We start from the raw sequence: 21,150 nt of genomic DNA, 5'->3' as shown, positions 1-21,150 counted from the left end.
CCAACGCGGCACGTGCTCTGTCCCGCGAGGCGCGACCCCCCTTCCCGGAGTGCGCCTCCGGCAGGCGCGGTCAGTCCAGTCGCGCGCCGACGGAACGGGCGATCGCGCCCATCCGCTCGGTGTCGGATCGCAGCAGCCGGCCCAGAACCTCGGGCCCGGCGGCCTGCACCTCCACGCCCTGATCCGCGAGCGCAGCCCGCAGCGCGGGGCGCGAGGTCACCGCAATCAGCGCCTCGCTCAGCCGAGCCAGGTTCGCGGCCGGCACCCGTGCCGGCGCAAAGAAGGCGAACCAGGTGGTCGCGTTGTAGCCGGGCACCGTCTCCGCGATGGCGGGAAGGTCGGGAAGCGCGGCGATGCGCGCCGGCGTCGCGATGCCGAGCAGCTTCACCTGGCCCTGGCGCCCGCGCGCCACCGCGCCCGGCGCGCTGTCCATGTGCAGGTCCACGCGGCCCGCCAGGACGTCCGGGATCGGCGAGCCCCGGTAGGGCACATGCACCAGGTCGATGCGCGCCTCGCGCTTGAGCAGTTCCATGGCGAGGTGGATGGGCGTGCCGTTGCCCGGCGTCGCGAAGGTGATGGCGCCGGGCCGGCTGCGCGCCGCCGCGAGCAGCCCCGCCATGCTGTCCGCCGCCAGCTGCGGCGAGGCGGTCAGCACCAGGGGCACGTCGCCGAGCAGGCTGAGCGGCGCGAGGTCCCGCATGGCATCGTAGCTCAGGTTCGCCACCGTGGCGGGCGCCGAGGCGATGGCGGCCGAGGTGAAAAGGATCGTGTGGCCGTCCGGCGTCGCGTTCACGACCGCGGCGGTGCCGATCGTGGCGCCCGCCCCGGGCCGGGTCTCGACCACGATCGGCTGGCCGAGCGCCTCCGACAGCGGGGTCGTGATCATGCGCGCGACGGTGTCCACCACGCCGCCCGGCGGGAAGGGAATGACCATCCGCACCGGGCGGTTCGGGAAGCCCTGCGCCCGCGCGGCCATGGGGGCGGCGACGGCGGTGGCGGCGAACAGCAGCGCGCGGCGTTGCATGGTCATGATTCGTCCTCCTCGCGGCGGGGATGGTCGAGCGGCACGGGCGGCATGAAGGGAAGGCGGGACCTGATCTTGGTCAGCGTCGGGCTGTCGCCGCTGCGGACGTACTGCTTCGCGGCGTCACTCGGCGGCTGCCAGTCCCAGGGCGGCCGCTGGCCCTGCGCGAGCGCGGTGCGCAACAGGTGGCGGCGCCTCTGGCTGGCGCATGCGGCTGCGTTGACCGCCGGGACGTCCCAATAGGCGCGGATCGCGGCGACCAGCGTCGCCACCTCCGCCGCATGCTCGGGCAGCGCGGCCAGGTTGCGGGCCTCGTGCGGGTCCGCGGCGAGGTCGAAGAGCTGCGGGCCGTGTGCCTCGCTCCAGATCATCTTCCGCGCGCCGCGCCGCAGCATGTACCAGGGTTCGTCGCAGCCCTCGGCGGTGTATTCGCACAGCACGTCCTCCGGCCAGTCCGGCGCCTCGCCCTTGGCCAGCGGCAGCAGGTCCCGCCCCTCGAAGGCGGTGGCGCGCGGCGCCTGCGCGGCCTGCGCCAGGATGGTCGGCGCCAGGTCGAGCAGCGACACGTTCTCCGCCTTCGCCTCGCCCTGCGGCCAGCCGGGTCCGGCGATGACCATGGGCACGCGCACCGAGCCCTCGAACAGGCACATCTTGAACCACATGCCGCGCTCGCCGAGCATCTCGCCGTGGTCCGAGGTGAAGATCACGATCGTGTCCTCGGCGAGGCCGGCTGCCTCGAGCGTGGCCATCAGCTGCCCAAGCTTGTCGTCGATGTAGCTGGTCATCGCGTAGTACGCGTGGCGGGCGTTCCGCAGCCGGTCGGGCGTCACGTCGTGCTCGTCCGACCGCGTCAGCAGGTAGTGGCGGCGGCTGCGGCCGTCCTGGTCCTCGAACGGGATGGGCCCCACCGCCGGCATGTCGATCTCCGCCGGGTCGTAGCGGTCCCAGTAGTCGCGCGTAGTGACGAAGGGGTTGTGCGGATGGGTGAAGGACACGGTCATGCAGAACGGCCGCTTGTCGGTATCCCGCGCGAGGTCGAACAGCTTGCGCCCGGCGACATGCGCGACCTCCTCGTCGTAGTCGAGCTGAAGGCTGCGCGCGCAGAGCCCGGCCTCCACCACGCCGAGCAGGCTCATGCGCGCGCCGGAGGCCGGCGGCCCGGGCGCATGCCAGTCCGGCGTCCAGGTGAAGTCCGACGGGTAGATGTCCGTCGTCAGCCGTTCCTCGTAGCCGTGCAGCTGGTCGGGCCCGACGAAGTGCATCTTGCCCGCGAGGATGGTGCGATAGCCCTCGAGCCGAAGGTGATGCATCAGCGTGGGCGTGGAGGACGGGAAGTCCGCGCCGTTGTCGAAGGCGCCGATGCTGGTCGCGCGCCGGCCCGTCAGCATCGATGCGCGCGACGGCGCGCAGATCGGGAAGTTGCAGTAGGCATTGCCGAACACCGTGCCGCGCGCGCAGAGCGCGTCGATGTGCGGCGTCTTCGCGACCTTGTTTCCGTAGGCGGGCAGCACGCCGGCCGTCAGCTGATCGGCCATCACGAGGAGCACGTTGGGCTTGCGCATGTGGCGTTCCTGTCGCGCTAGGGGATAAGGACGAGCTTGGCCGCCGCGACGGCGCCGGCGTCGATGTCGGCGACCGCCCGGGCGCCTTCGGCCAGCGGCCGTGCCTCCAGCCAGTCCAGCGCGCCGAGCCGCCCGGTCGCGAGCAGGCCGACGACGGTGCGGAACTCGGCCGGCGTGTAGCAGTAGGTGCCGGTGAAGGTGATCTCCTGCAGCGTCAGCCGACGGATATCGAGGCCGTCGGCGCCGGGCAGCAGGCCGGCATGGACGATGACGCCGCCGGGCCGCGCCAGGCGGCTTGCCGCGGCACGCGTTGCGCCGGCGCCGACGGCATCCAGCACCAGGTCGCAGGACCCGTCCTCGGGCCCCGCCTCCGGCGCGCGGGCCAGGGTGACGCCGGCGCGGGCGGCAGTCTCGCGGCGCGCGGCGTTCGGCTCCACGAGCCAGACCTCGCCCGCGCCCGCCTGGATCAGCACGAGCGCCGAGGCGAGGCCGATGGCGCCGCCGCCGATCACGAGGCACCGCGCCGCGGGCAGCGGCCGGCCGAGCAGGCGCGCGCCGTGATGGACGGCGTGGAAGGCGACCGCGACCGGCTCGGCCAGCGCAGCCTTCGCCGCGGGCATGTCCTCCGGGATCTCGACCAGGTTCTCCTCGGGCGCGCGGAGCAGCTCGGCGAAGGCGCCGGGGCGCGGCGGCATCGAGAGGATCTCGCGCCGCGGCGAGAGATGCGGCCGGCCCTCCTGCGCGAAGGGGCAGTCGGGCGGCACGACGAGCGGGTTCACCGCGACGCGCCGGCCCGCGAGCGGACCGGTCAGCACGCGCCCCGCCGCCTCGTGCCCCAGGATGATCGGCACCGGGCGGCGCGCGTCATGCCCGTGGATCGCATGCATGTCGGAGCCGCAGATGCCGACCGCCTCGACGCGGATGATCGCTTCCCCCGGATGCGGTGCGGGGTCCGGCTCGTCGCGATAGAGCAGGGCGTTCGGCGCGGTCTGGACGAGCGCTTTCATCGGTGGTGCCTCATTTGGCCAGGAAGCCGCCATCCACCGCCAGCACCTGGCCGGTGACATAGGCGGAGGCATCGGAGGCGAGGAAGACGGCGGCGCCGTGGAGATCCTCCAGCGCGCCGTTGCGGCCGATGCAGGTCTGCGCGGCAAGCCGCGCGGCGCGCCCGGCATCGGCGAAGACCGGGGCGGTCAGCGGCGTCGGGAAGAAGCCCGGCGCGATGGCGTTGCAGGTGACGCCACGCGGCGACCAGGCCTCGGCCACGGCACGCGTCAGCTGCACCACGCCGCCCTTGCCCGCGCCGTAGGGCGCGCTGTCGGGGAAGGCGCGGAAGGATTGCAGGGAGCCGATGTTGATGACGCGGCCCCGGCCCCGCGCGGCCATCGCGGGCGCCAGGGCCTGCACCAGCAGGAAGGGCGCGCGCAGGTGCAGCGCCATGTGCAGGTCGAATGCCTCGGCGGTGACCTCGGCGAAGGGCTGGCGGAGATTGACGCCTGCCGCGTTTACCAGGATGTCGGGCGAGACGCCCAGTTCGCCGAGCCGCGCCGCGACCAGCGTTGCCGCGTCCGGCCGCGCCAGGTCCGCGGGCGCCGTCTCGGCCGCGATGCCCTCCGCGCGCAGCGCGCCGGCGGCTTCGCCCAGCTCGGCCTCCCGCCGCGCGCAGAGCACGAGCCGTGCGCCCGCGAGCCCGAGCGCCCGTGCGATGGCGAGGCCGATGCCCGAATTGGCGCCTGTCACGAGGGCGACCCGGCCATCCAGCGAGAAAAGATGCGCAAGCCGGCTCATGGCGTGCGCGCCTCCGCCAGTTCCTCGCCCACGATCCGCGCGACGGTCGCGCAATCCTGTTCCGTCATCGCCAGCGGGATGCGCATGTCGCAGAGCCGTTCCAGCACCGCTTCCGTCACCGGCGGCGTGTGCGGCTCCGCGAGATACCGCCATTGCCCCGAGACGCTGGTGTAGCCCTCCGGCTCCCGCGCGCCGAACCACTTGAGGTAGACGCCGCGCGCGCGGCAGGCCGCGAGGAAGCGCGCGAAGGCTGGCCCCTCCAGCCCGGCGACGGCGAACTGGATGGAGCTCTGCACGAAGGCTTCCTCCTGCGGGCGATGCGGCAGTCGGATGCCGGGCAGCGCGCCGAGCAGCGCGACGAGCCGGCCATGGCGGTCGTTCCAGATGCGCGCGCGTTCCGCCAGCAGCGCCACCTGCGGCCGCGCCACGGCGGCGACGAGGTTCGACATCCGCATCGAGTAGTTCGGCGTCATGTCCTTCCAGCGCGCGAAGGCGGCCTCCGGCGGTCGCGCGCGGTGCTGGCGATAGAGCATGTAGCTGCCGGAATAGAGGATGGCGCGCGCCGCGATGTCGTCGTCGTCGGTCGCGATCAGCCCGCCCTCGCCGCCGTTGACGTGCTTGTAGGCCTGCAGGCTGAAGCAGCCCGCGCGGCCGAAGGTGCCGGTCGGCCGGCCGGCCCAGGACGCGCCCATGGTGTGCGCGCAATCCTCGATCACCGCGATGCCGAGGCGGTCGCACAGCGCCATCAGCCGCGTCATGTCGCAGATGTGCCCGCGCATGTGCGACAGCAGCAGGTGCCGCGCGCCGCTCGCCGCGGCCTTGCGCTCGAGGTCCGCGAGGTCGATCACGAGGTCGGGCGTCACCTCGATCAGCACGTGCTCGGCGCCCGCATGCGCCACGGCGCCGGGCACCGGGGCGAGGGTGAAGGCGTTCATCAGCACCCGGTCGCCGGGGCGGACGCCGGCACCGAGCAGCGCGAGGAACATCGCGCTGCCGCAGGAATTCACAGCCACGCAGTAGCGCGTGCCGAGATGGGCCGCGAATTCGGCCTCGAGCAGCGCGGCCTCCGACGCATCGCCCAGCGTCTCCCCGTAGCGGTGCGTCCAGCCCGACCGCAGCACGGCCTCGGCCGCCGCGATGCCTTCCTCCGGCACCGGCGGCGGCGCGCCGAGGTCGAGCAGGAGGCGCTCCGGCATCAGGCCTTCACCGGTTCGCCGAGGTCGAAGGCCTCGCCCGGGAAGTAGCGCGCGAGCCGGATGTCGGCCGAGCGCGCATGCGCCTCCATGCCCTCGGCGCGGGAGATGCGGGCGGTCGCCAGCGCCACGTCGCGGGATCCCTCCCGCGTCATGCGCTGCCAGGACAGCGGCTTCAGGAACTTGTGCACCGACAGCCCCGCGGAATAGCGGCCCGCCGCCTTGGTCGGCAGGATGTGATTCGGCCCCGTCGCCTTGTCGCCGAAGGCGACCGTGGTCTCCTCGCCGAGGAACAGCGATCCGTAGTTGCGCAGGTTCGCGAGCCACCAGGCGTGATCGGCCGCCTGCACCTGAAGGTGCTCGCAGCAATAGCGGTCGGAGACCTCGACCGCCTCCTCCCGCGTCGTGCAGAGAACGACCTCGCCGAAGTCGCGCCAGGCGGCGGCGGCGGCGTCGCGCGCGGTGGGCGGCAGGGCGGCGACGAGGTCCGGCACGCGCGCCATCACCGCCTCGGCCAGCGCGCGGTCGGTCGCGATGAGCCAGCCCGGGCTTTCGTGGCCGTGCTCCATCTGCGCGACCAGGTCCACCGCGACCACCTCCGGGTCGGCGGTGCCGTCGGCGATGACGGCCACTTCCGACGGGCCGGCGAAGACGTCGATGCCGACCTTGCCGTAGAGCTGGCGCTTCGCCTCCGCGACGAACTTGTTGCCCGGCCCGACCACGATGTCGGCCGGCTTGCCGGTGAAGAGCCCGTGCGCGAGCGTGGCCACCGCCTGCACGCCGCCCAGCGTCAGGATCGCATCCGCCCCTGCGCGACGCAGCGCATAGAGCACCGCGGGATGGATGCCGGCGGCGCCGCGCGGGCCGGAGCAGGCGATCACGGTCGGCACGCCGGCCGCCTTGGCGGTGGCCACGCCCATGTAGGCCGAGGCGATGTGCGCGTAGCGCCCGGCCGGCACGTAGCATCCCGCCACCGCCATCGGCACGAGCTTCTGGCCGGCGATGACGCCGGGCGAGATCTCCACCTCGAAGTCGCGAACGCTGTCGCGCTGGGCCTCGGCGAAGCGGCGCACGCGGTCGACGGCGAAGTCGATGTCGCGGCGCAGGCCTTCCGGCACCTCGGCGGCGCGGCGCTCGGCCTCCTCGGCGGTGACCAGGACCTCGCCGTGCCACTTGTCCAGCTTCGCGGCGTGGTCGCGCACTGCCGCCTCGCCGCGCGCGGCGATGTCGGCCAGCATCGATTCCACGACGGGCCGCGCCTCCCCGGTCGTGTCCTCGGGGGTTCTCGCCGCGCGCTTCAGATACTCAATGGCCATGACTGCAATCCCTTGGGGGCATCCGCCCTGCTGTCCTTTGCGGGCCGGCGCCGTGGCGCCGCGGCGCGCATCTTTCGCGCGCGTCGCGTCGGCCGCGATCCGTCGCAGGATCTCGTCCGTGAGGTAGGCCGAGGGCGGCGGCGGGTTCTGCACGCGCTTGGCGCACGGGTTTCTGCAACGGACGACGTCTCCCTGGACGCATTATTCTCAGAAAATTTTCAAAACGATTTCACGCCGTGACTGACGTGTCAAACTGAATTCCCCACCTCACCAAGCCAAAGCTGTTGAAAGATTTTTCATTTCTGCCAGGATGCGCCGTATGTCCCGTCGCAACCGACCCCGGCTGGCCGAGATCGCGGCGGCCGCCGGCGTGTCGGTGGCCACCGCCTCCCGCGCGTTGTCGCAGCCGGCCATCGTCAGCGCGCCCACGCGCGACCGCGTGCGCGCCGCCGTCGCGGAACTCGGCGGCGCCTGGCCCGGGTCCGGTGCGCGCGCCGCCGGGGATGCGGGCATCGCCGCGGTGGTGCCGTCGCTCGACAACGCGATCTTCTCGCGTTGCCTGCAGGCCATGCAGACGACGCTGGCCGAAGCCGGGCGGCACCTGCTCGTCGCCTCATCCGACTTCCACCCGGAGACGGAGGCGGCGGTCATCCGCGGGCTGCTGTCCCGCGGCGTGGACGGGCTGATGCTGGTGGGCGCGCAGCGCGCGCCCGACGCGTGGCCGCTGCTCGCGGGCGCTGGCGTGCCCGTCGTCCTGACCTGGTGCGAGGACCCGCGCTTCGACGCCGTGGTCGTGGACAACGGCGCGGCAGGCCGCCTGGCCGCGGAACACCTGATCGGCCTCGGCCATACGCGCCTCGGCGTGGTCTGCGGCATCACGCGGTTCAACGACCGCCAGCGCGCGCGGCTCGAAGGCGTGCGAGCGGCGCTCGCGGCGCGCGGGCTCGACCTGCCGGAATGGCGCGTCAGCGAGCAGGACTTCACCCTCGGCGGCGGGCGTGCCGGATGTTCGGCGTTGCTCTCGCTGGCGGAGCCGCCGACCGCGATCGTCTGCGGCATCGACCAGCTTGCCGTCGGCTGCCTGGTGGAGGCGCAGGCGCGGGGCCTTTCGGTGCCGGGCGACCTGTCGGTCGTCGGCATCGACAACCTGGAGATGGCGGCGCACCTGTCGCCCGCGCTGACCACGGTGCATATCCCGACGGCGCGGATCGGTGCGGCGGCGGCGCGCAAGGTCCTGGCGCGGCTGGCGGGGGAGGATGTGCCGCGCGTGACGGAACTGCCGATCGAGCTGGTGGTGCGGCAATCCTCGGGCCCGCCACGGGCCGCCGCCTGACAAGGCTGGCAGCCGTCGCGCGTGACTCGACACCATCCGCGGAGGAACGCTATTCCGCCGGCATGGCCAAGTGATCCGCGGGCCGGGTTAGCACAGTGGTAGTGCAGCTGATTTGTAATCAGAAGGTCGGGGGTTCAAATCCCTCACCCGGCACCACGTCGCTCCTCGGGTCGGGTCTCGACCAGGCTCACCGGGCAAATGCGCTGTCGAGCGCGCCGGCGATGGCGGCCTGCCGACGCAGGTCGCGCCCGTCCTGGCCCGGGTCACCCGGAAAGGCGCGCCAGCCTCGGGCCCGGTGCCTTGGCGCCACCGGCTTGATCCCCGCCCGGGCTGCATCGTCGCGCCGGCACGCCACCGCCGTCGTTCCCGTCGGGGCCAAGGCCATCGGCCTGGATCGCGGATCGACGCCCGAATGGCGGCCCGGAAAAGGTTACGAGCTCGGAACAGCGCCCAAGCGGCCACAGGATCGCCCATGCTCCATGGACTTCGGACGCCGACGCGCGGTCAGATGAACCCATCCGAACGGATATCGCCCTGGCGCGGCCGCGCCGGGAGTTCCTCGGGCAGCGCGCACACCCCCGCCGCCCGCAACCGCGCCGAGACATCCCTGTCGGCCGTCACGACCGCGAAGGGAATGGCCAGCAACAGGGACGCCAGCACCGGCGCCGCGAGCAGCAGCGCGAGCGGCGAGGCAGCGGCGAAGAGCACGACGAGCACCGCGCCGGCCAGCGTCGGCGGCCAGAACTGCCGCGCCGCGTCGGCCCAGGCGACGCCGCGGTCGGCGCGGTTCTGCGGCACCCAGCCGACCTTGATCCCGAAGGGCAGCGCCAGCAGGAACAGCGTCTGCGCCATCAGCCGCGCGGGTTCCATCAGCGTGGTGAACAGGATCTCGGCCGCCGCGCCGCGCGCGAAGGCAGCGCGCCCGCCGTAGCGGTCGGCCAGCGCCGGCTTCAACAGCACCTCGGCATAGCCGGCGAGCTTCGGCGCGTAGTGGCAGGCCCAGGTCGCTGCGAGCAGCGCGACCAGCAGGCCGGTCGGCGTGGCCGCGCCACCGCCGGTCAGGGCATTCACCCCCGCCAGCAGCAGGATCGCGCACCAGAGCGGCGCGCCGAGGAACAGCAGGATCGCCTGCACCAGCTGCCAGCGCGCCATCAGGGTCTGCCCCGGCAGGCGCAGCAGCGCGAGATACTGCATGTTGCCCCCCGCCCAGCGCAGGTCCCGCGTGACGAAATCCCCGAAGGTGGGCGGGTTGCCCTCGGCGCTGCCGGTGTCGTCGGGCAGCACGCGGACCTTCCAGCCGGCGGCGTGCAGGCGCGTTGCCTCCACCTGGTCGTGGCTCAGGATGCGGGAGCCGTCCGGCAGGGGTTCGAGCCGGCAGAGGTCACGGAAGGGTGCGATGCGGATCAGCGCGTTGTGGCCCCAGTAGGGCCCCTCGTCACCCTGCCACCAGGCCTGGCCGGTGGCCCAGGCGCGCATGCCCTGGCGCATGCCGAACTGGAAAAGCCGGGGGAAGGCGGCGGTTGCCGGGCGGCCGTGGATCAGCTGCTGCAGGATCGCAAGCCGCGGGTCGGCCTCCATGCAGGCAACCAGGCGCAGCACGGCCTCCGGCGTCATCTCGGAATCGGCGTCGAGGCAGAGGAAGTGGTCGAGCCCGTCCGCATGATGGTCGAGGAAGTCCATCACGTTGCCCGCCTTGAACCCCTCGTTCCCGACGCGGCGACGGTAATGCGCGTTCGGGCGGCCGGCGGCGAAGGCGTGGAAGGCGGCGGCCTCGGCCTCGGCGGCGGCGCCGTCCGGCGTGTCGGACAGCACCCAGAGATCGAAATGCGCTGCCGGCAGGCCGTCCATCAGCCGGCCGAGCGGCGGCAGGACGGCCGCCATGTCCTCGTTGCGCACGCAGATGGCGATGGCGGTGCGCCCCTGCGGCGGACCGGGCCGGGCCGCGCGCAACGCGGGCAGCACGGCCGCGGGCGGGTCGCGCGCGCCGAGCAGGATGACGAGCCCGACCAGCGCATTGGCGGCCGACAGCGCGCTCCAGGGCACGGTCCCGAGGTAGCAGAGCAGGATCAGCGCCTCGGCCACCGTCCAGCCGTCGGGCGCCAGCACGGCGACCGCCAGCGCCACGAGCCCCGCCGTGATGGCGAGGGCAAGCGCCAGGAACACGAAGCGTCGGAGAAGGGGGGATTCGGTCGTCACGTCGGGTCGTGTGGGCCCCGACGATGGCGGGATTGCGGACGGCGCCGGCGAGGCGGCGCGCCGGCCGGGCCGGAGCCTAGCGCTTCTTGCCGCCGGCGCGGATCAGCTGCGCGATCGTCAGCGGCGGCTTCCCCGACGCCTTCGCGATCTCGTTGTCCTGTTCCTGGATGACCTTGCGCGCCGGCTCGTCGCCGTCGAGGCCGCCGAGGATCTCGGCCGGGACCTTGCGGTTGGAGCGGCGGCTGCCGTCGGCGTAGATCACGTCGAACAGCACGAAGGCGGACTTGCTGCCGGGTTTGGCGGCCATGGGTGGTCTCCTGCCCGCGTCAGTCGCGCGCGGGCTTGTCGGCGTCGACGTCGGTGCCGGCCTCGGGCTCGAGGTCCTGTCCGGTGGCCTTGCGCCGCGCGACCGCTTCGTCGCGTTCGCGCTGCTTGGCTTCCTTCTTGGCCTGCTTGCTCCGGTTCACGTCGGCCCGCTGCTGGCCATAATTGGGCGGTCGCGCCACGGCGTTGCTCCAGGTGTCAGAGATGAAAAGGGCGGCCCGAAGGCCGCCCCGGCAGGGTTCAGGCGAGGCGGAGGTTGCCCGCCGAAACCTTGCCCTGCTGGCCGCGCTGCAGCTCGAACTCGACCTTGTCGCCTTCGTTCAGGCCATTCAGGCCGGCGCGCTGCACGTCGCTGATGTGGACGAAGACGTCCTTGCTGCCGTCCTCGGGCTGGATGAAGCCATAGCCCTTGGTCGCGTTGAACCACTTCACGGTGCCGATGCTCATGCGGAGCTCTCCGGGATCGAGCGTTGCCGCCGCGCGACATGCGCGACGGTGATACCGGCGCATGCATCGACGCAGTCCCGTTTCGGGGACGCGCAGGCGCGCGACGGGCCAGCCATCGCTGAAGCTCAACCAAGGAAAGGCACGGAGAGCGAGGTCCGACAAGCGGACCGGACGAGGTGACGAAAGGCATATGAACCTCCCGTCACCGGAAAGCAAACGTAATCGACGTCAGCCCGAGCGCGCGTTCGTCGCGCGCAGGATCGGCAGCCACTTTTCCATCTCGGCGTGCAAGAAGGTGCCGAGGGCGGCCGCGTCGCCCGGTCGCGGCTCGACGCCGCGCTGGTGGAAGCGGTCCTGCACGGACCGGTCGGCCAGCACCTCCATCGTCGCGGCCGAGAGGCGCTGCACGATCGACGGGGCCACCCCCGCGGGCGCATAGAGCGCCTGCCAGGACGAGGTCTCGTAGCCCGCAACGCCGGCCTCCTGCAGGGTCGGCAGGTCGGGCAGCAGGCGGGACCGCCGCGCCGTCGTGACCGCCAGCCCCTTCGCCCGGCCGTCGGCGATCAGTGGCGCCAGCAGCGTCTGGCTGTCGATCATGAATTCGACGCGCCCGGCGACGAAATCGGTCACCGCGGCCGGCGTGCCGCGGTACTGCACGATCGTGAAGTCGACGCCGGCCAGCTTTTTCAGCAATTCCCCCGCGAGGTGGGAGGCGGCGCCGATGCCCGTGGTGGCGAAGGTCGCTTCCCCCCGCTTCGCGCGCAGCCAGGCGAGCAGCGAGGCGACGTCGGTCGCCGGCACCGCTGGGTGTACGGCGGCGACGAAGGGCTGTTCGCCGAGCAGCGCGACCGGCAGGAAATCCTGCGTCGGGTTCACGCCGGCATCGGGGAACAGGGCCGGGATCACGCTCATCGCCGCGCCGTTGAGGAACAGCGTGTAGCCATCGGGCTGGGCGCGCATCACGTTGCGCGCGCCGATCGTGCTGCCGGCGCCGGGCGCGTTCTCGATGACGATGGTCTGGCCGAGCTTCTGCGACAGCGGCTCGGCCAGGATGCGCGCCACCACGTCGATCACGCCGCCGGCGCCGAAGGGCACGACGATGCGGATGGCGCGGCTGGGCCAGGCGGACTGGGCAAGCGCGAGGCCGGGCGCGGCCAGCAGGGGCGCGGCCAGCAGCGTTCTGCGATGGATCATGGTTGTGGTCTCCCGGATTGCCTGGCCATCCAAGCACGTTCCGCGCGCGGCGCAATGCCGCTAGGCTCGCGCTCATGAAGCGCCTGCTGCTCGCCGTCCTCCTGCTCGCCGCGCCAGCAACCCTTGCCGCCGAGCCACCGCTGCGCGCCCAGCGCCAGATGGTGGTCTCGGCGCATCCGCTGGCGTCGGAGGCCGGGCTCGCCATGCTCCGCGCCGGCGGCAGCGCGGCCGATGCGGTCGTGGCGGTGCAGATGGTGCTCTCGGTCGTCGAGCCGCATGCGAGCGGCCTCGGCGGCGGCGCGCTGGCGCTGCACTGGGATGCGGCGACGCGCAGCCTGGCGCATCTCGAGGGCCTGTCCGCCGCGCCGGCCGCGGCGACCGCCGCCCTGGTGCGGGACAAGGACGGCAGTACGCTCGGCACCGCGACGGTGGCGCGCAGCGGCCGCTCGGTCGGCGTGCCAGGAGCCGTCGCGCTGGTGGCGGAACTGCATGCGCGGCACGGGCGCCTGCCCTGGGCCACGCTGATGGCACCGGCGATCGCGGCGGCCGAGCAGGGCTTCCCCGTGCCGCCCTACCTGCACCAGGTGCTGCGCCAGCGCGCGGGGGACCTGGCGCGGCGGCCCGACCTGCGCGCGCTCTACCTCGATGCCGAAGGCCAGCCCTTGGCCGCGGGCGCCACGCTGCGCAATCCCGCGCAGGCGGCGGCGCTGCGCATGATCGGGGCGCTCGGCGCCCGCGCGCTGCACGACGGTCCGCTGGCCGCCGCTGTGCTCGCCGCCGCCGCGGCGCCGCCGGTGCCGACGCTGCTCACGGCGGCCGACCTCGCCGGCTATCGGGTGCGGGACCGCGCACCCGTCTGCACCGTGGCCTTCGGCCGGCGCATCTGCGGCGCGGCTCCGCCATCCTCGGGCGGCGTGGCGGTGCTGCAGATGCTGGCGATGCTGGAGCGCCTCGGCATCGCGCGGGAAGCGCCGGAGGGCGCCGCCGCGGCGCACCTGTTCCTCGAAGCCAGCCGCTTGGCCGCGGCCGACCGTCGCCGCTGGGTGGGCGACCCGGATTTCGTGCAGGTGCCCCCGGACGGGTTGCTCGACCCCGCCTATGTCGCGACGCGCGCCGCGCTCGTGACGGGCGGCCGCGCGATGGCGGAAGCGACCGCGGGCGACCCGCCGCGCCGCCACGGCGCCCTGCCGCCCAGCGCCGTGCCCATCGCCGAGGCCGCGACCTCGCATGTCTCGGTCGTGGACGGCGCGGGCAATGCCATCGCGTTCACCACGACGAACAACCTCAACTTCGGTGCCGACCTCGTGGCCGCGGGGTTCTCGCTGAACAACGCGATGACGAACTTCGCGGTCAATCCCGGCACCGCGACGGCGCCGGCGCAGAACCGCATGCAGGGGGGCAAGCGGCCCGCCACGACGATGGCGCCGACCATCGTCCTCGGCGCCGACGGCGCGCCCGAGATCGTGCTCGGCGCCGGCGGCGGCGCGCGCATCATCGACGCGGTGGCGATGGCGCTGGTCGAGATGCTGGCCTGGAACCGGACGCCGGGCGAGGCGGTCGCGCGGCCACGGATCGGCGCTCAGGCCGTGGCGGTCGAGATCGAGCGCAACAGCGCCGCCGCGCCGCTGGCCGAGGCGCTGCGCGCGATGGGCCACGAGCCGCGCCTGGTCGACATCAGCACCGGCCTGCAGATCCTCCGCCGCGATACGCGGGGCCTGGAGGGCGCGGCCGACCCGCGCCGCGACGGGGCAGCGCGGGGGGATTGATGCCGGGCGCTACTTGCCCTGGAACTTCGGCGCGCGCTTGTTGAGGAAGGCATCGACGCCTTCCTGGAAGTCGGCGCTGGTGAAGCACATGGTCACGAGGTCGTCGCCCTCGACCTCGCCGGTCGCATGGCGGAGCCGGCGCAGCGCGATCTTGGTCGCCTTCAGTGTCAGCGGCGCGAGGTCCTTCATCGTGGTCGCGAGTTCCATCGCGCGCGCCGCCACGGCCTCCTGGGTGTCCAGCACCTCGGAGACCAGGCCGATGTGCTTCGCCTCGGCCGAGGAAAACAGGCGGGAGGTCATGATCATCTCCGCGACCGCCGCCGGGCCAACCAGCGCGTAGAAGCGCGCGAAGTTGTTCATGTTGAGGATATTGCCCAGCGTCTTGGCGATCGGCAGGCCGAAGCGGGCGGAGGTGTCGCAGATGCGGATGTCGCAGCACCCGGCGATGCCGAGGCCGCCGCCCGTGCAGGCGCCGGCGATCGCCGCGATGATCGGCGTGTTGCAGCCCTCGAGCGCACCCAGCACTTTGTCGATCCGCGCCTCGTAGGCCAGCGCGTCCTCGGCGGTCTTGAATTCGCGGAACTGGCTGATGTCGGTGCCCGACGCAAAGGCCTTGCCGCCGGCGCCGGTCAGCACCCAGACGCGGATGGACGGGTCGGCGTCGATCTCGACCGCGAGCTGCTGGAGGCGCTCGTACATCGAGAACAGCATGGCGTTGCGCGCCTGCGGGCGATTGAAGGTTGTCCAGGCGATGCCGCCGTCCCGGACTTCGTGGAGAATCTCGTCGCTCATGGCGCTCCGTCCCGTCTGATGCGGCGCAAGGCGTAGCGGGATGGGCCGGGCCGTCAAGCGGGTGTCTTGCGGCCCGGCCCTGCCGATGCCAACAGGGCGCGCCGAGGAGGACCACCCATGACCCTGCCGCTTGCCCGCTTCACCGTGCTCGACCTGACACGCGTGCGCTCCGGCCCGACCTGCGTGCGCCAGCTCGCCGACTGGGGCGCCAACGTCATCAAGATCGAGGCGACGGACGAGGTCGACACCGGCAAGGGCCTGGGCGGCGAGCGCGACGGGCCGGATTTCCAGCATGTCCACCGCAACAAGCGGGCGATGACGCTGAACCTGAAGTCCCCCGAGGGCCTGGCCGCGTTCCGCCGCATGGTGGCCAAGGCCGACGTGGTGGTCGAGAATTACCGCCCGGACGTGAAGAACCGGCTCGGCGTCGACTACGACAGCCTGGCTGCGGTCAACCCGCGCATCGTGCTGGGGTCCATCTCGGGCTTCGGGCAGGACGGGCCCTATGCGAAGCGCCCGGGCTTCGATCAGATCGCCCAGGGCATGGGCGGGCTCATGAGCGTGACCGGCCTGCCCGGCCAGGGGCCGGTGCGGGCGGGCATCCCGGTCGCGGACCTGACAGCCGGCCTCTACTGCGCGCTGGGCATCATGGTGGCGCTGCTCGAGCGGGAAGCGACGGGCAAGGGCCGCTGGGTGCATGTCTCGCTGCTCGAAGCCATGATCGCCATGATGGACTTCCAGGCGACGCGCTGGACCATGAAGCACGAGGTGCCGAAGCAGGCCGGCAACGACCACCCGACCACCATCCCGACCGGGCTGTTCAGGACCAGTGACGGCGTCATGAACATCGCCGGCGGCGGCCAGGTGATGTGGGAGCGCATCGTGAAGGTGCTGGGCATTCAGGAGGAGGCGAAGGACCCCGACATCGCCACCGACAAGCTGCGCAGCCAGAACCGCGCCAAGGTGAACGCTATCATCGAGCGCGTGACCCAGACCGACACCTCGGCCAACTGGGTCGCGAAGTTCAACAGGGAAGGCGTGCCCTGCGGCCCGGTCTATTCCATGGACGAGGTCTTCGCCGACGAGCAGGTGAAGCACCTGGGGCTGGAGATGACGGTGCAGCACCCGCGCCTCGGCCCGCTCAACGTGGTGCGCGCGCCGATGCAGATCGCGGGCGTGGACTGCGCCAGGAACCCGACGCCCGAGCGCGGGCAGCATACCGACGAGGTGCTGTCCGAATTCGGCTTCGACGCGGCGGAAATCGCCGCGCTGAAGGCCGCCAGGGCCGTCTGAGGGTCCGGGCGAGCGGGACCCTCCCCGGATCGCCCGTCCTCGCCCTCGGCGCCGGCGCCCGGCCTGGCAGCGGCAGCATCGGATGCCAGGGACGGCGGCGGTCGCGGGGGAGGTTCCCGCCCCGGCCCCTCGACAGCCACGGTCGGCGCTGCTTCCCTGCCGCCCGCACGAACCACAGGAGGAACAGCCCCCGCCATGAGCATCAACGGCGCAGCCTATATCGTCGGGGCCTTCGAGCACCCGACGCGCAAGGCCGAGGGCCAGTCGGTCGCCCAGTTGCACGCGGAGGTCGCCTACGGCGCGCTCCAGGATGCCGGCCTGACCAAGGACGACGTGGACGGCTTCTTCTGCACCGGCGCCGCGCCGGGCCTCGGGCCGCTCAACATGGCCGACTACATGGGGCTGACGAAGCTCCGCCATGTCGACAGCACGGACATGGGCGGCTGTTCCTATGTCATGCATGTCGGCCACGCGGCGCAGGCCATCAGGGAAGGGCGCTGCAACATCGCGCTCATCACGCTGGCCGGGCGCCCGCGCGCCGAAGGCATGGCGACGGGCACCGTGCCGCGCTCCTGGGCGCCGAACATCCCGGACGACCCGTTCGAGATCCCGATGGCACGCACCGTCGTGACCTCGTACGCGAATGTCGCGGCGCGCCACATGTACGAATACGGCACGACGTCCGAGCAGCTCGCCTGGATCAAGGTCGCCGCGTCGCAGCACGCGCAGCACAACCCGCACGCCATGCTCCCCAAGGTCGTGACGGTCGAGGACGTGGTGAACTCGCCCATGGTGAGCGACCCGCTGCACCGGCTCGACTGCTGCGTCATCTCGGATGGCGGCGGTGCGCTGATCGTCGCGCGGCCGGAGATCGCGAAGAAGCTGAAGCGCCCGCTGGTCAAGGTGCTCGGCTGCGCCGAGGCTACCAAGAACCAGGCCGGCGGCGGTGTCGACCTGACCTATTCCGCCGCGCGGCAATCCGGCGCGGCCGCCTTCGCGGAAGCGGGCGTGAAGCCCGCGGACATCCAGTACGCCTCGATCTACGACAGCTTCACCATCACGGTGCTGATGCAGCTGGAGGACCTGGGCTTCGCGGAGAAGGGCAAGGGCGGGGCCTTCGTCGCAGACGGCAACCTGATCTCGGGCGTCGGCAAGCTGCCGTTCAACACGGATGGCGGCGGGCTGTGCAACAACCACCCGGCCAACCGCGGCGGCATGACCAAGGTGATCGAGGCCGTCCGCCAGCTGCGTGGCGAAGCGCACGCCAAGGTGCAGGTGCCGGGCTGCAAGCTGGCGCTTGCCAACGGCATCGGCGGGCTGCTCGGCCACCGGCACGGCTCGGCCACCCTCATCATGGAGCGGGAGTGATCACCATGGCGACCCAAGCCGCCAACCGCGCCATCCCGGCGCCGAAGGAAGACCCCACCACCAAGCCGTTCTGGGACGCCGCGCGCGCGGGCAAGTTCCTGATCGGGCTGTGCAAGGATACCGGCAAGCACTTCTGGTATCCGCGCGGCTGCTCGCCCTTCACGCTGTCGAACAACATCGAGCTGGTCGAGGCGAAGGGCACGGGCACCATCTATTCCTTCACGGTCATGCGCTCGAAGGAGCCGCACGCGCCTGCCTATGTCGAACTCGACGAAGGGCCGCGTATCTTCACGAATATCGTGGATTGCGACCTCGATGCGCTGAAGATCGGCCAGAAGGTGAAGGTCGTGCTGAAGGCCACCGAGGACGGCGGCGCGCCGGTGCCGATGTTCACGCCGGCCTGACGCACAGGTTTTGGGCAGGTCGGGGGAGAAGGGAGCTTCTCCCCCGACCCTGGCGCAGCCCAAGGCTCGCAAAGAAGGTTGAGGGGGCATTGGGGGAGAAGTTCTCTTCTCCTCCCATTCTCCTGGCACGCCCCTTGCTGTTGGTCGCCTGACCAACAACACCCGGGGGCTCCCTCCATGAATCGCCGCAAACTCTTCGGCGCCGCCGCCGGCGGGGCGCTGGCCGTGCCGGCCGTCGCCACCGCGCAGACCACCTTCACCTGGCGGATGACGTCCTTCTACGGTCCGCAATCCGCCTTCTATTCGACCGGCCCGGGGTCCGCGCGCGACCTGATCGATCGCATCCAGAAGATGTCGAACAACCGGCTCCGCATCCAGTTCTTCGGCGCGGGCGAGCTGATCCCCGCCGCCGAGGGCTTCGATGCCGTGTCCTCCGGCATCGTCGAGATGAACTACGCCAATGCGTATTTCTGGACCGGCAAGACCTTCGCCGCGCAGTACTTCACCGCCGTGCCCTTCGGCCTGAACTTCCAGGGGCTGAACGGCTGGATGTACGACGGCAACGGCCTCGACCTATGGCGGGAGGTCTATGACCGCTTCAACCTGGTGCCGTTCCTGTGCGGCAATACCGGCGTGCAGATGACGGGCTGGTTCCGCCGCCCGATCGAGACGGTCGAGGATCTGCGCGGCCTCAAGATGCGCATCCCCGGGCTCGCGGGGCGCGTCTACCAGTCGCTCGGCGTCGATGTACGGCTGCTGCCGGGCGGGGAGATCTTCCCGGCGCTCGAGCGCGGCGTGATCGACGCCGCGGAATTCGTCGGCCCCTATCTCGACCGCCAGCTCGGCCTGCACCGCGTGGCCAAGCACTATTACACGACCGGCTGGCACGAGACGGCCACGGCCTCGGAGCTCATCATCAACAAGGCCGCCTGGGCGCGCCTGCCGGCCGACCTCAAGGCGATCGTCGAGAACGCGGTCGCCGCCTGCAACGTCATTTCTGAGGCCTGGTGCCAGAAGAACAACGCCGAGGCGATGGACGACCTGATCCGCAACCACGGCGTCGAGGCGAAGGAACTGCCCGACGCGATCGTCGCGCGCCTGCGCGAGGAAACGGCGAAGGTGCTGGACGCCGCCGTCGCGCGCGATGCGGTGACCAGGCGCGTGCATGACAGCTACATGGCCTACAAGGCGAAGTTCGACGCCTGGTCGCGCTATTCGGAAGTGCCCTACCACACCAAGATCCGCCCGGCGTGACCGCGGAGAGGATGGACGACGCCGCGCGGCGCCTGGGCCGCGCGGCGGAGGTCGCGGGCGCGCTCTCGGCGCTTGCGGTTCTCGCCCTCGTTGTCGTCATGTCGGCGAACGTGCTGCTGCGCTACGGCTTCTCGCTCGGCTCGGTCTGGGCGCAGGAGCTGGAATGGCACCTGATGGCGCCGATCGCGCTGTTCGGCATGGTCTGGGCGCTGAAACGTGGCGAGCATGTCCGCGTCGACGTCCTGTATGAACGCTTCCCGCCGCGCGCCAAGGCGGTGGCGGACATCCTCGCCTGCATCCTCGGCCTGGTCATTGCCATGGCGATCACGTGGCTGTCCTGGAAATACGTAGCGCAGTCCTTCGCGAATGCGGAAGGCTCGGCCAATCCCGGCGGCATTCCCTATCGCTGGGTGCTGAAGGGCTTGATTCCCGCGGGCTTCGTGCTGCTGGCGCTGCAATACGCCGCCGAGATCCTCTCCGCCTGCGCGCGCTTCCGCCGCGCCTGACCCCCTCACGGATCGCCGACCATGCCCTTCACCGAAGTGCTCGCCATCGCGATGCTCTTCTCCTTCTTCGTGCTGCTGATGGCGGGCGTGCCGGTGGCGCTGACGCTCGCCGTCTCGGGCTTCACCTTCGGCCTGATCGGCTTCGGGCCGCTGCTGTTCAACCTGCTGCCGCACCGCATCTTCGGCACGGTCACGAACTACACGCTGCTGGCCATCCCGCTGTTCGTCTTCATGGGCGTGATGCTCGAGAAGTCGCGCATGGCCGAGGACCTGATGGAGGTGGTGGGCCGCCTCGCCGGCGGGCTGCGCGGGGGCTTGGGCATCGGGCTCGTGCTGGTCGGCGTGCTGATGGGCGCCACCACCGGCATCGTGGGCGCCACGGTGGTCACGCTGGCACTGCTGACCATGCCGGCGCTGCTGCGCGCAGGCTACGACAAGGGGGTGGCGTCCGGGATCATCTGCGCCTCGGGCACGCTCGGGCAGATCATCCCGCCCTCGCTCATCCTGATCCTGCTGGCCGACATCATGAACCTGTCGGTCGGCACGCTGTTCGCCGCCGCGGTCTTCCCCGGGCTGCTGCTGGCGGCCTTCTACGTGATCTACCTGCTCGTGCTGGGCATGGTGCGGCCCGAGATGGTGCCCGCGGTGCCGGCGGACACGCGCGCGCAGATCTCCGCGCGCGAATTGTGGTGGCGGCTGCTCAAGGTGGTGCTGCCGCCGCTCGGCCTGGTGGTGGCGGTGCTGGGGTCGATCATCGGCGGCGTCGCGGCGCCGACAGAGGCGGCGGCGATGGGCGCGCTCGGCGCCATGGTGGTCTGCGCGCTGGGCGGGCGGCTGTCCCCGCGCCTCATCTGGGACACCGCCGGCGCCACCGCGCGCATCACGGCCATGATGATGTTCATCCTGATCTGCGCGCAGGTCTTCGCCCTGGCCTTCCGCGGCCTGCAGGGGGAGGCGCTGATCCACGACCTGTTCGAGTTCCTCCCCGGCGGCGTCGCGGCCGACATCTGGTTCCTGATGCTGCTGATCTTCGTGCTCGGCTTCTTCCTGGAATGGATCGAGATCTCCTACATCGCGGTGCCCTTGTTCCTGCCGGTCTTCGCGCAGGCGGGGGTGGACCCGGTGTGGCTCGCGATGCTGATCTGCGTGAACCTGCAGACATCCTTCCTGACGCCGCCCTTCGGCTGGGCGCTGTTCTTCCTGCGCGGCGCCGCGCCGCCCGAGGTCGCGACCGGCGACATCTACCGCGGCGCGGTCCCCTTCGTGCTGCTGCAGATCCTGGGCGTGGTCGCCGTCTTCTTTTTCCCCGCGCTGGCGACCTGGTTGCCGAAGGCGATCGGCTGGTGACGGAAAGGCTCCACATCCGGACTGAGTTCCCCTAAAATGATTT

Annotated in this window: 20 protein-coding genes and 1 tRNA gene; 9 read left to right on the top strand and 12 right to left on the bottom strand. The window is 71.8% G+C overall.

Going from position 1 to position 21,150, the window contains the following annotated elements:
- Nucleotides 1-70 precede the first annotated feature (70 nt).
- From E8M80_RS17485 to hisD, 6 genes are read right to left on the bottom strand one after another with little or no spacing between them, the layout of a single operon-like run.
- Nucleotides 71-1,030, bottom strand: coding sequence for a tripartite tricarboxylate transporter substrate-binding protein (locus E8M80_RS17485; RefSeq protein ID WP_137126987.1), 960 nt, complete (start codon nucleotides 1,028-1,030; stop codon nucleotides 71-73).
- The gene (gene betC / locus E8M80_RS17480; RefSeq protein ID WP_137126986.1) at nucleotides 1,027-2,586 is read right to left on the bottom strand and encodes a choline-sulfatase; all 1,560 of its coding nucleotides are present in this window, start codon (nucleotides 2,584-2,586) and stop codon (nucleotides 1,027-1,029) included. The genes E8M80_RS17485 and betC overlap by 4 nt, the downstream gene beginning before the upstream one ends.
- Nucleotides 2,587-2,603: 17 nt before the next feature.
- Nucleotides 2,604-3,593 carry an alcohol dehydrogenase catalytic domain-containing protein gene (locus E8M80_RS17475; protein ID WP_137126985.1) on the bottom strand — a complete coding sequence of 330 codons (990 nt, stop codon included), beginning with the start codon at nucleotides 3,591-3,593 and terminating at the stop codon, nucleotides 2,604-2,606.
- A gap of 10 nt (nucleotides 3,594-3,603) precedes the next feature.
- The gene (locus E8M80_RS17470; protein WP_137126984.1) at nucleotides 3,604-4,374 is read right to left on the bottom strand and encodes an SDR family NAD(P)-dependent oxidoreductase; all 771 of its coding nucleotides are present in this window, start codon (nucleotides 4,372-4,374) and stop codon (nucleotides 3,604-3,606) included.
- Nucleotides 4,371-5,570 carry a DegT/DnrJ/EryC1/StrS aminotransferase family protein gene (locus E8M80_RS17465; protein WP_137126983.1) on the bottom strand — a complete coding sequence of 400 codons (1,200 nt, stop codon included), beginning with the start codon at nucleotides 5,568-5,570 and terminating at the stop codon, nucleotides 4,371-4,373. The genes E8M80_RS17470 and E8M80_RS17465 overlap by 4 nt, the downstream gene beginning before the upstream one ends.
- A complete protein-coding gene (hisD, locus tag E8M80_RS17460) occupies nucleotides 5,570-6,883 on the bottom strand; it encodes a histidinol dehydrogenase (RefSeq protein ID WP_137126982.1) in 1,314 nt (437 codons plus the stop codon). The genes E8M80_RS17465 and hisD overlap by 1 nt, the downstream gene beginning before the upstream one ends.
- A gap of 319 nt (nucleotides 6,884-7,202) precedes the next feature.
- Between hisD and E8M80_RS17455 the strand changes: the two genes are divergently transcribed.
- A complete protein-coding gene (locus E8M80_RS17455; RefSeq protein ID WP_170979477.1) occupies nucleotides 7,203-8,216 on the top strand; it encodes a substrate-binding domain-containing protein in 1,014 nt (337 codons plus the stop codon).
- 81 nt (nucleotides 8,217-8,297) lie between these two features.
- Nucleotides 8,298-8,372, top strand: a tRNA-Thr gene (locus tag E8M80_RS17450).
- Nucleotides 8,373-8,720: 348 nt separating this feature from the next.
- On the opposite strand, the gene mdoH is transcribed toward E8M80_RS17450, so the two are convergent.
- The 5 genes from mdoH to E8M80_RS17425 form a co-directional block, all read right to left on the bottom strand.
- Complete coding sequence (gene mdoH / locus E8M80_RS17445; RefSeq protein WP_137126980.1) at nucleotides 8,721-10,412, bottom strand: glucans biosynthesis glucosyltransferase MdoH; 1,692 nt, start codon at nucleotides 10,410-10,412, stop codon at nucleotides 8,721-8,723.
- 76 nt (nucleotides 10,413-10,488) lie between these two features.
- Nucleotides 10,489-10,719: a hypothetical protein gene (locus E8M80_RS17440; RefSeq protein ID WP_137126979.1), complete on the bottom strand. Its 231-nt coding sequence runs from the start codon at nucleotides 10,717-10,719 to the stop codon at nucleotides 10,489-10,491.
- Between the two features lie 19 nt (nucleotides 10,720-10,738).
- Nucleotides 10,739-10,918 (bottom strand): hypothetical protein, encoded by a 180-nt coding sequence (locus E8M80_RS17435; RefSeq protein ID WP_137126978.1) that lies wholly within the window; start codon nucleotides 10,916-10,918, stop codon nucleotides 10,739-10,741.
- A 58-nt stretch (nucleotides 10,919-10,976) separates the two neighbouring features.
- The gene (locus tag E8M80_RS17430) at nucleotides 10,977-11,183 is read right to left on the bottom strand and encodes a cold-shock protein (RefSeq protein ID WP_137126977.1); all 207 of its coding nucleotides are present in this window, start codon (nucleotides 11,181-11,183) and stop codon (nucleotides 10,977-10,979) included.
- A 228-nt stretch (nucleotides 11,184-11,411) separates the two neighbouring features.
- Nucleotides 11,412-12,377 (bottom strand): tripartite tricarboxylate transporter substrate binding protein, encoded by a 966-nt coding sequence (locus E8M80_RS17425; protein WP_137126976.1) that lies wholly within the window; start codon nucleotides 12,375-12,377, stop codon nucleotides 11,412-11,414.
- Nucleotides 12,378-12,451: 74 nt separating this feature from the next.
- On the opposite strand from E8M80_RS17425, the gene E8M80_RS17420 reads away from it, so the two are divergent.
- Nucleotides 12,452-14,143 carry a gamma-glutamyltransferase family protein gene (locus E8M80_RS17420; RefSeq protein ID WP_137126975.1) on the top strand — a complete coding sequence of 564 codons (1,692 nt, stop codon included), beginning with the start codon at nucleotides 12,452-12,454 and terminating at the stop codon, nucleotides 14,141-14,143.
- Nucleotides 14,144-14,152: 9 nt separating this feature from the next.
- Here E8M80_RS17420 and E8M80_RS17415 read toward each other — a convergent pair whose 3' ends face one another.
- Nucleotides 14,153-14,935 (bottom strand): enoyl-CoA hydratase/isomerase family protein, encoded by a 783-nt coding sequence (locus E8M80_RS17415; RefSeq protein WP_137126974.1) that lies wholly within the window; start codon nucleotides 14,933-14,935, stop codon nucleotides 14,153-14,155.
- A gap of 117 nt (nucleotides 14,936-15,052) precedes the next feature.
- Here E8M80_RS17415 and E8M80_RS17410 point away from each other — a divergent pair, with 117 nt between their 5' ends.
- The 6 genes from E8M80_RS17410 to E8M80_RS17385 all read left to right on the top strand — a co-directional run bounded on the left by E8M80_RS17410 (nucleotide 15,053) and on the right by E8M80_RS17385 (nucleotide 21,107).
- Nucleotides 15,053-16,228, top strand: coding sequence for a CaiB/BaiF CoA-transferase family protein (locus E8M80_RS17410; RefSeq protein WP_137126973.1), 1,176 nt, complete (start codon nucleotides 15,053-15,055; stop codon nucleotides 16,226-16,228).
- A 195-nt stretch (nucleotides 16,229-16,423) separates the two neighbouring features.
- Nucleotides 16,424-17,596 (top strand): thiolase domain-containing protein, encoded by a 1,173-nt coding sequence (locus E8M80_RS17405; protein WP_137126972.1) that lies wholly within the window; start codon nucleotides 16,424-16,426, stop codon nucleotides 17,594-17,596.
- Nucleotides 17,597-17,601: 5 nt separating this feature from the next.
- A complete protein-coding gene (locus E8M80_RS17400) occupies nucleotides 17,602-18,000 on the top strand; it encodes a Zn-ribbon domain-containing OB-fold protein (protein WP_137126971.1) in 399 nt (132 codons plus the stop codon).
- A 177-nt stretch (nucleotides 18,001-18,177) separates the two neighbouring features.
- Entirely contained in the window at nucleotides 18,178-19,254 is a 1,077-nt protein-coding gene (locus E8M80_RS17395) for a TRAP transporter substrate-binding protein (RefSeq protein ID WP_137126970.1), read from the top strand.
- Nucleotides 19,251-19,760, top strand: a complete 510-nt coding sequence (locus tag E8M80_RS17390; RefSeq protein ID WP_240790093.1) for a TRAP transporter small permease subunit — start codon at nucleotides 19,251-19,253, stop codon at nucleotides 19,758-19,760. Before E8M80_RS17395 ends, E8M80_RS17390 begins: the two co-directional genes overlap by 4 nt.
- Before the next feature lie 21 nt (nucleotides 19,761-19,781).
- A complete protein-coding gene (locus E8M80_RS17385) occupies nucleotides 19,782-21,107 on the top strand; it encodes a TRAP transporter large permease subunit (RefSeq protein WP_137126969.1) in 1,326 nt (441 codons plus the stop codon).
- Nucleotides 21,108-21,150: the final 43 nt, after the last annotated feature.

Origin of the sequence: Roseomonas sp. HF4 (assembly GCF_005222755.1) — a bacterium.
Taxonomy (GTDB): Bacteria; Pseudomonadota; Alphaproteobacteria; order Acetobacterales; family Acetobacteraceae; genus Neoroseomonas.
Note: the sequence above shows the minus strand (reverse complement) of the source record. Positions and strands in the feature narration are given on the sequence as shown.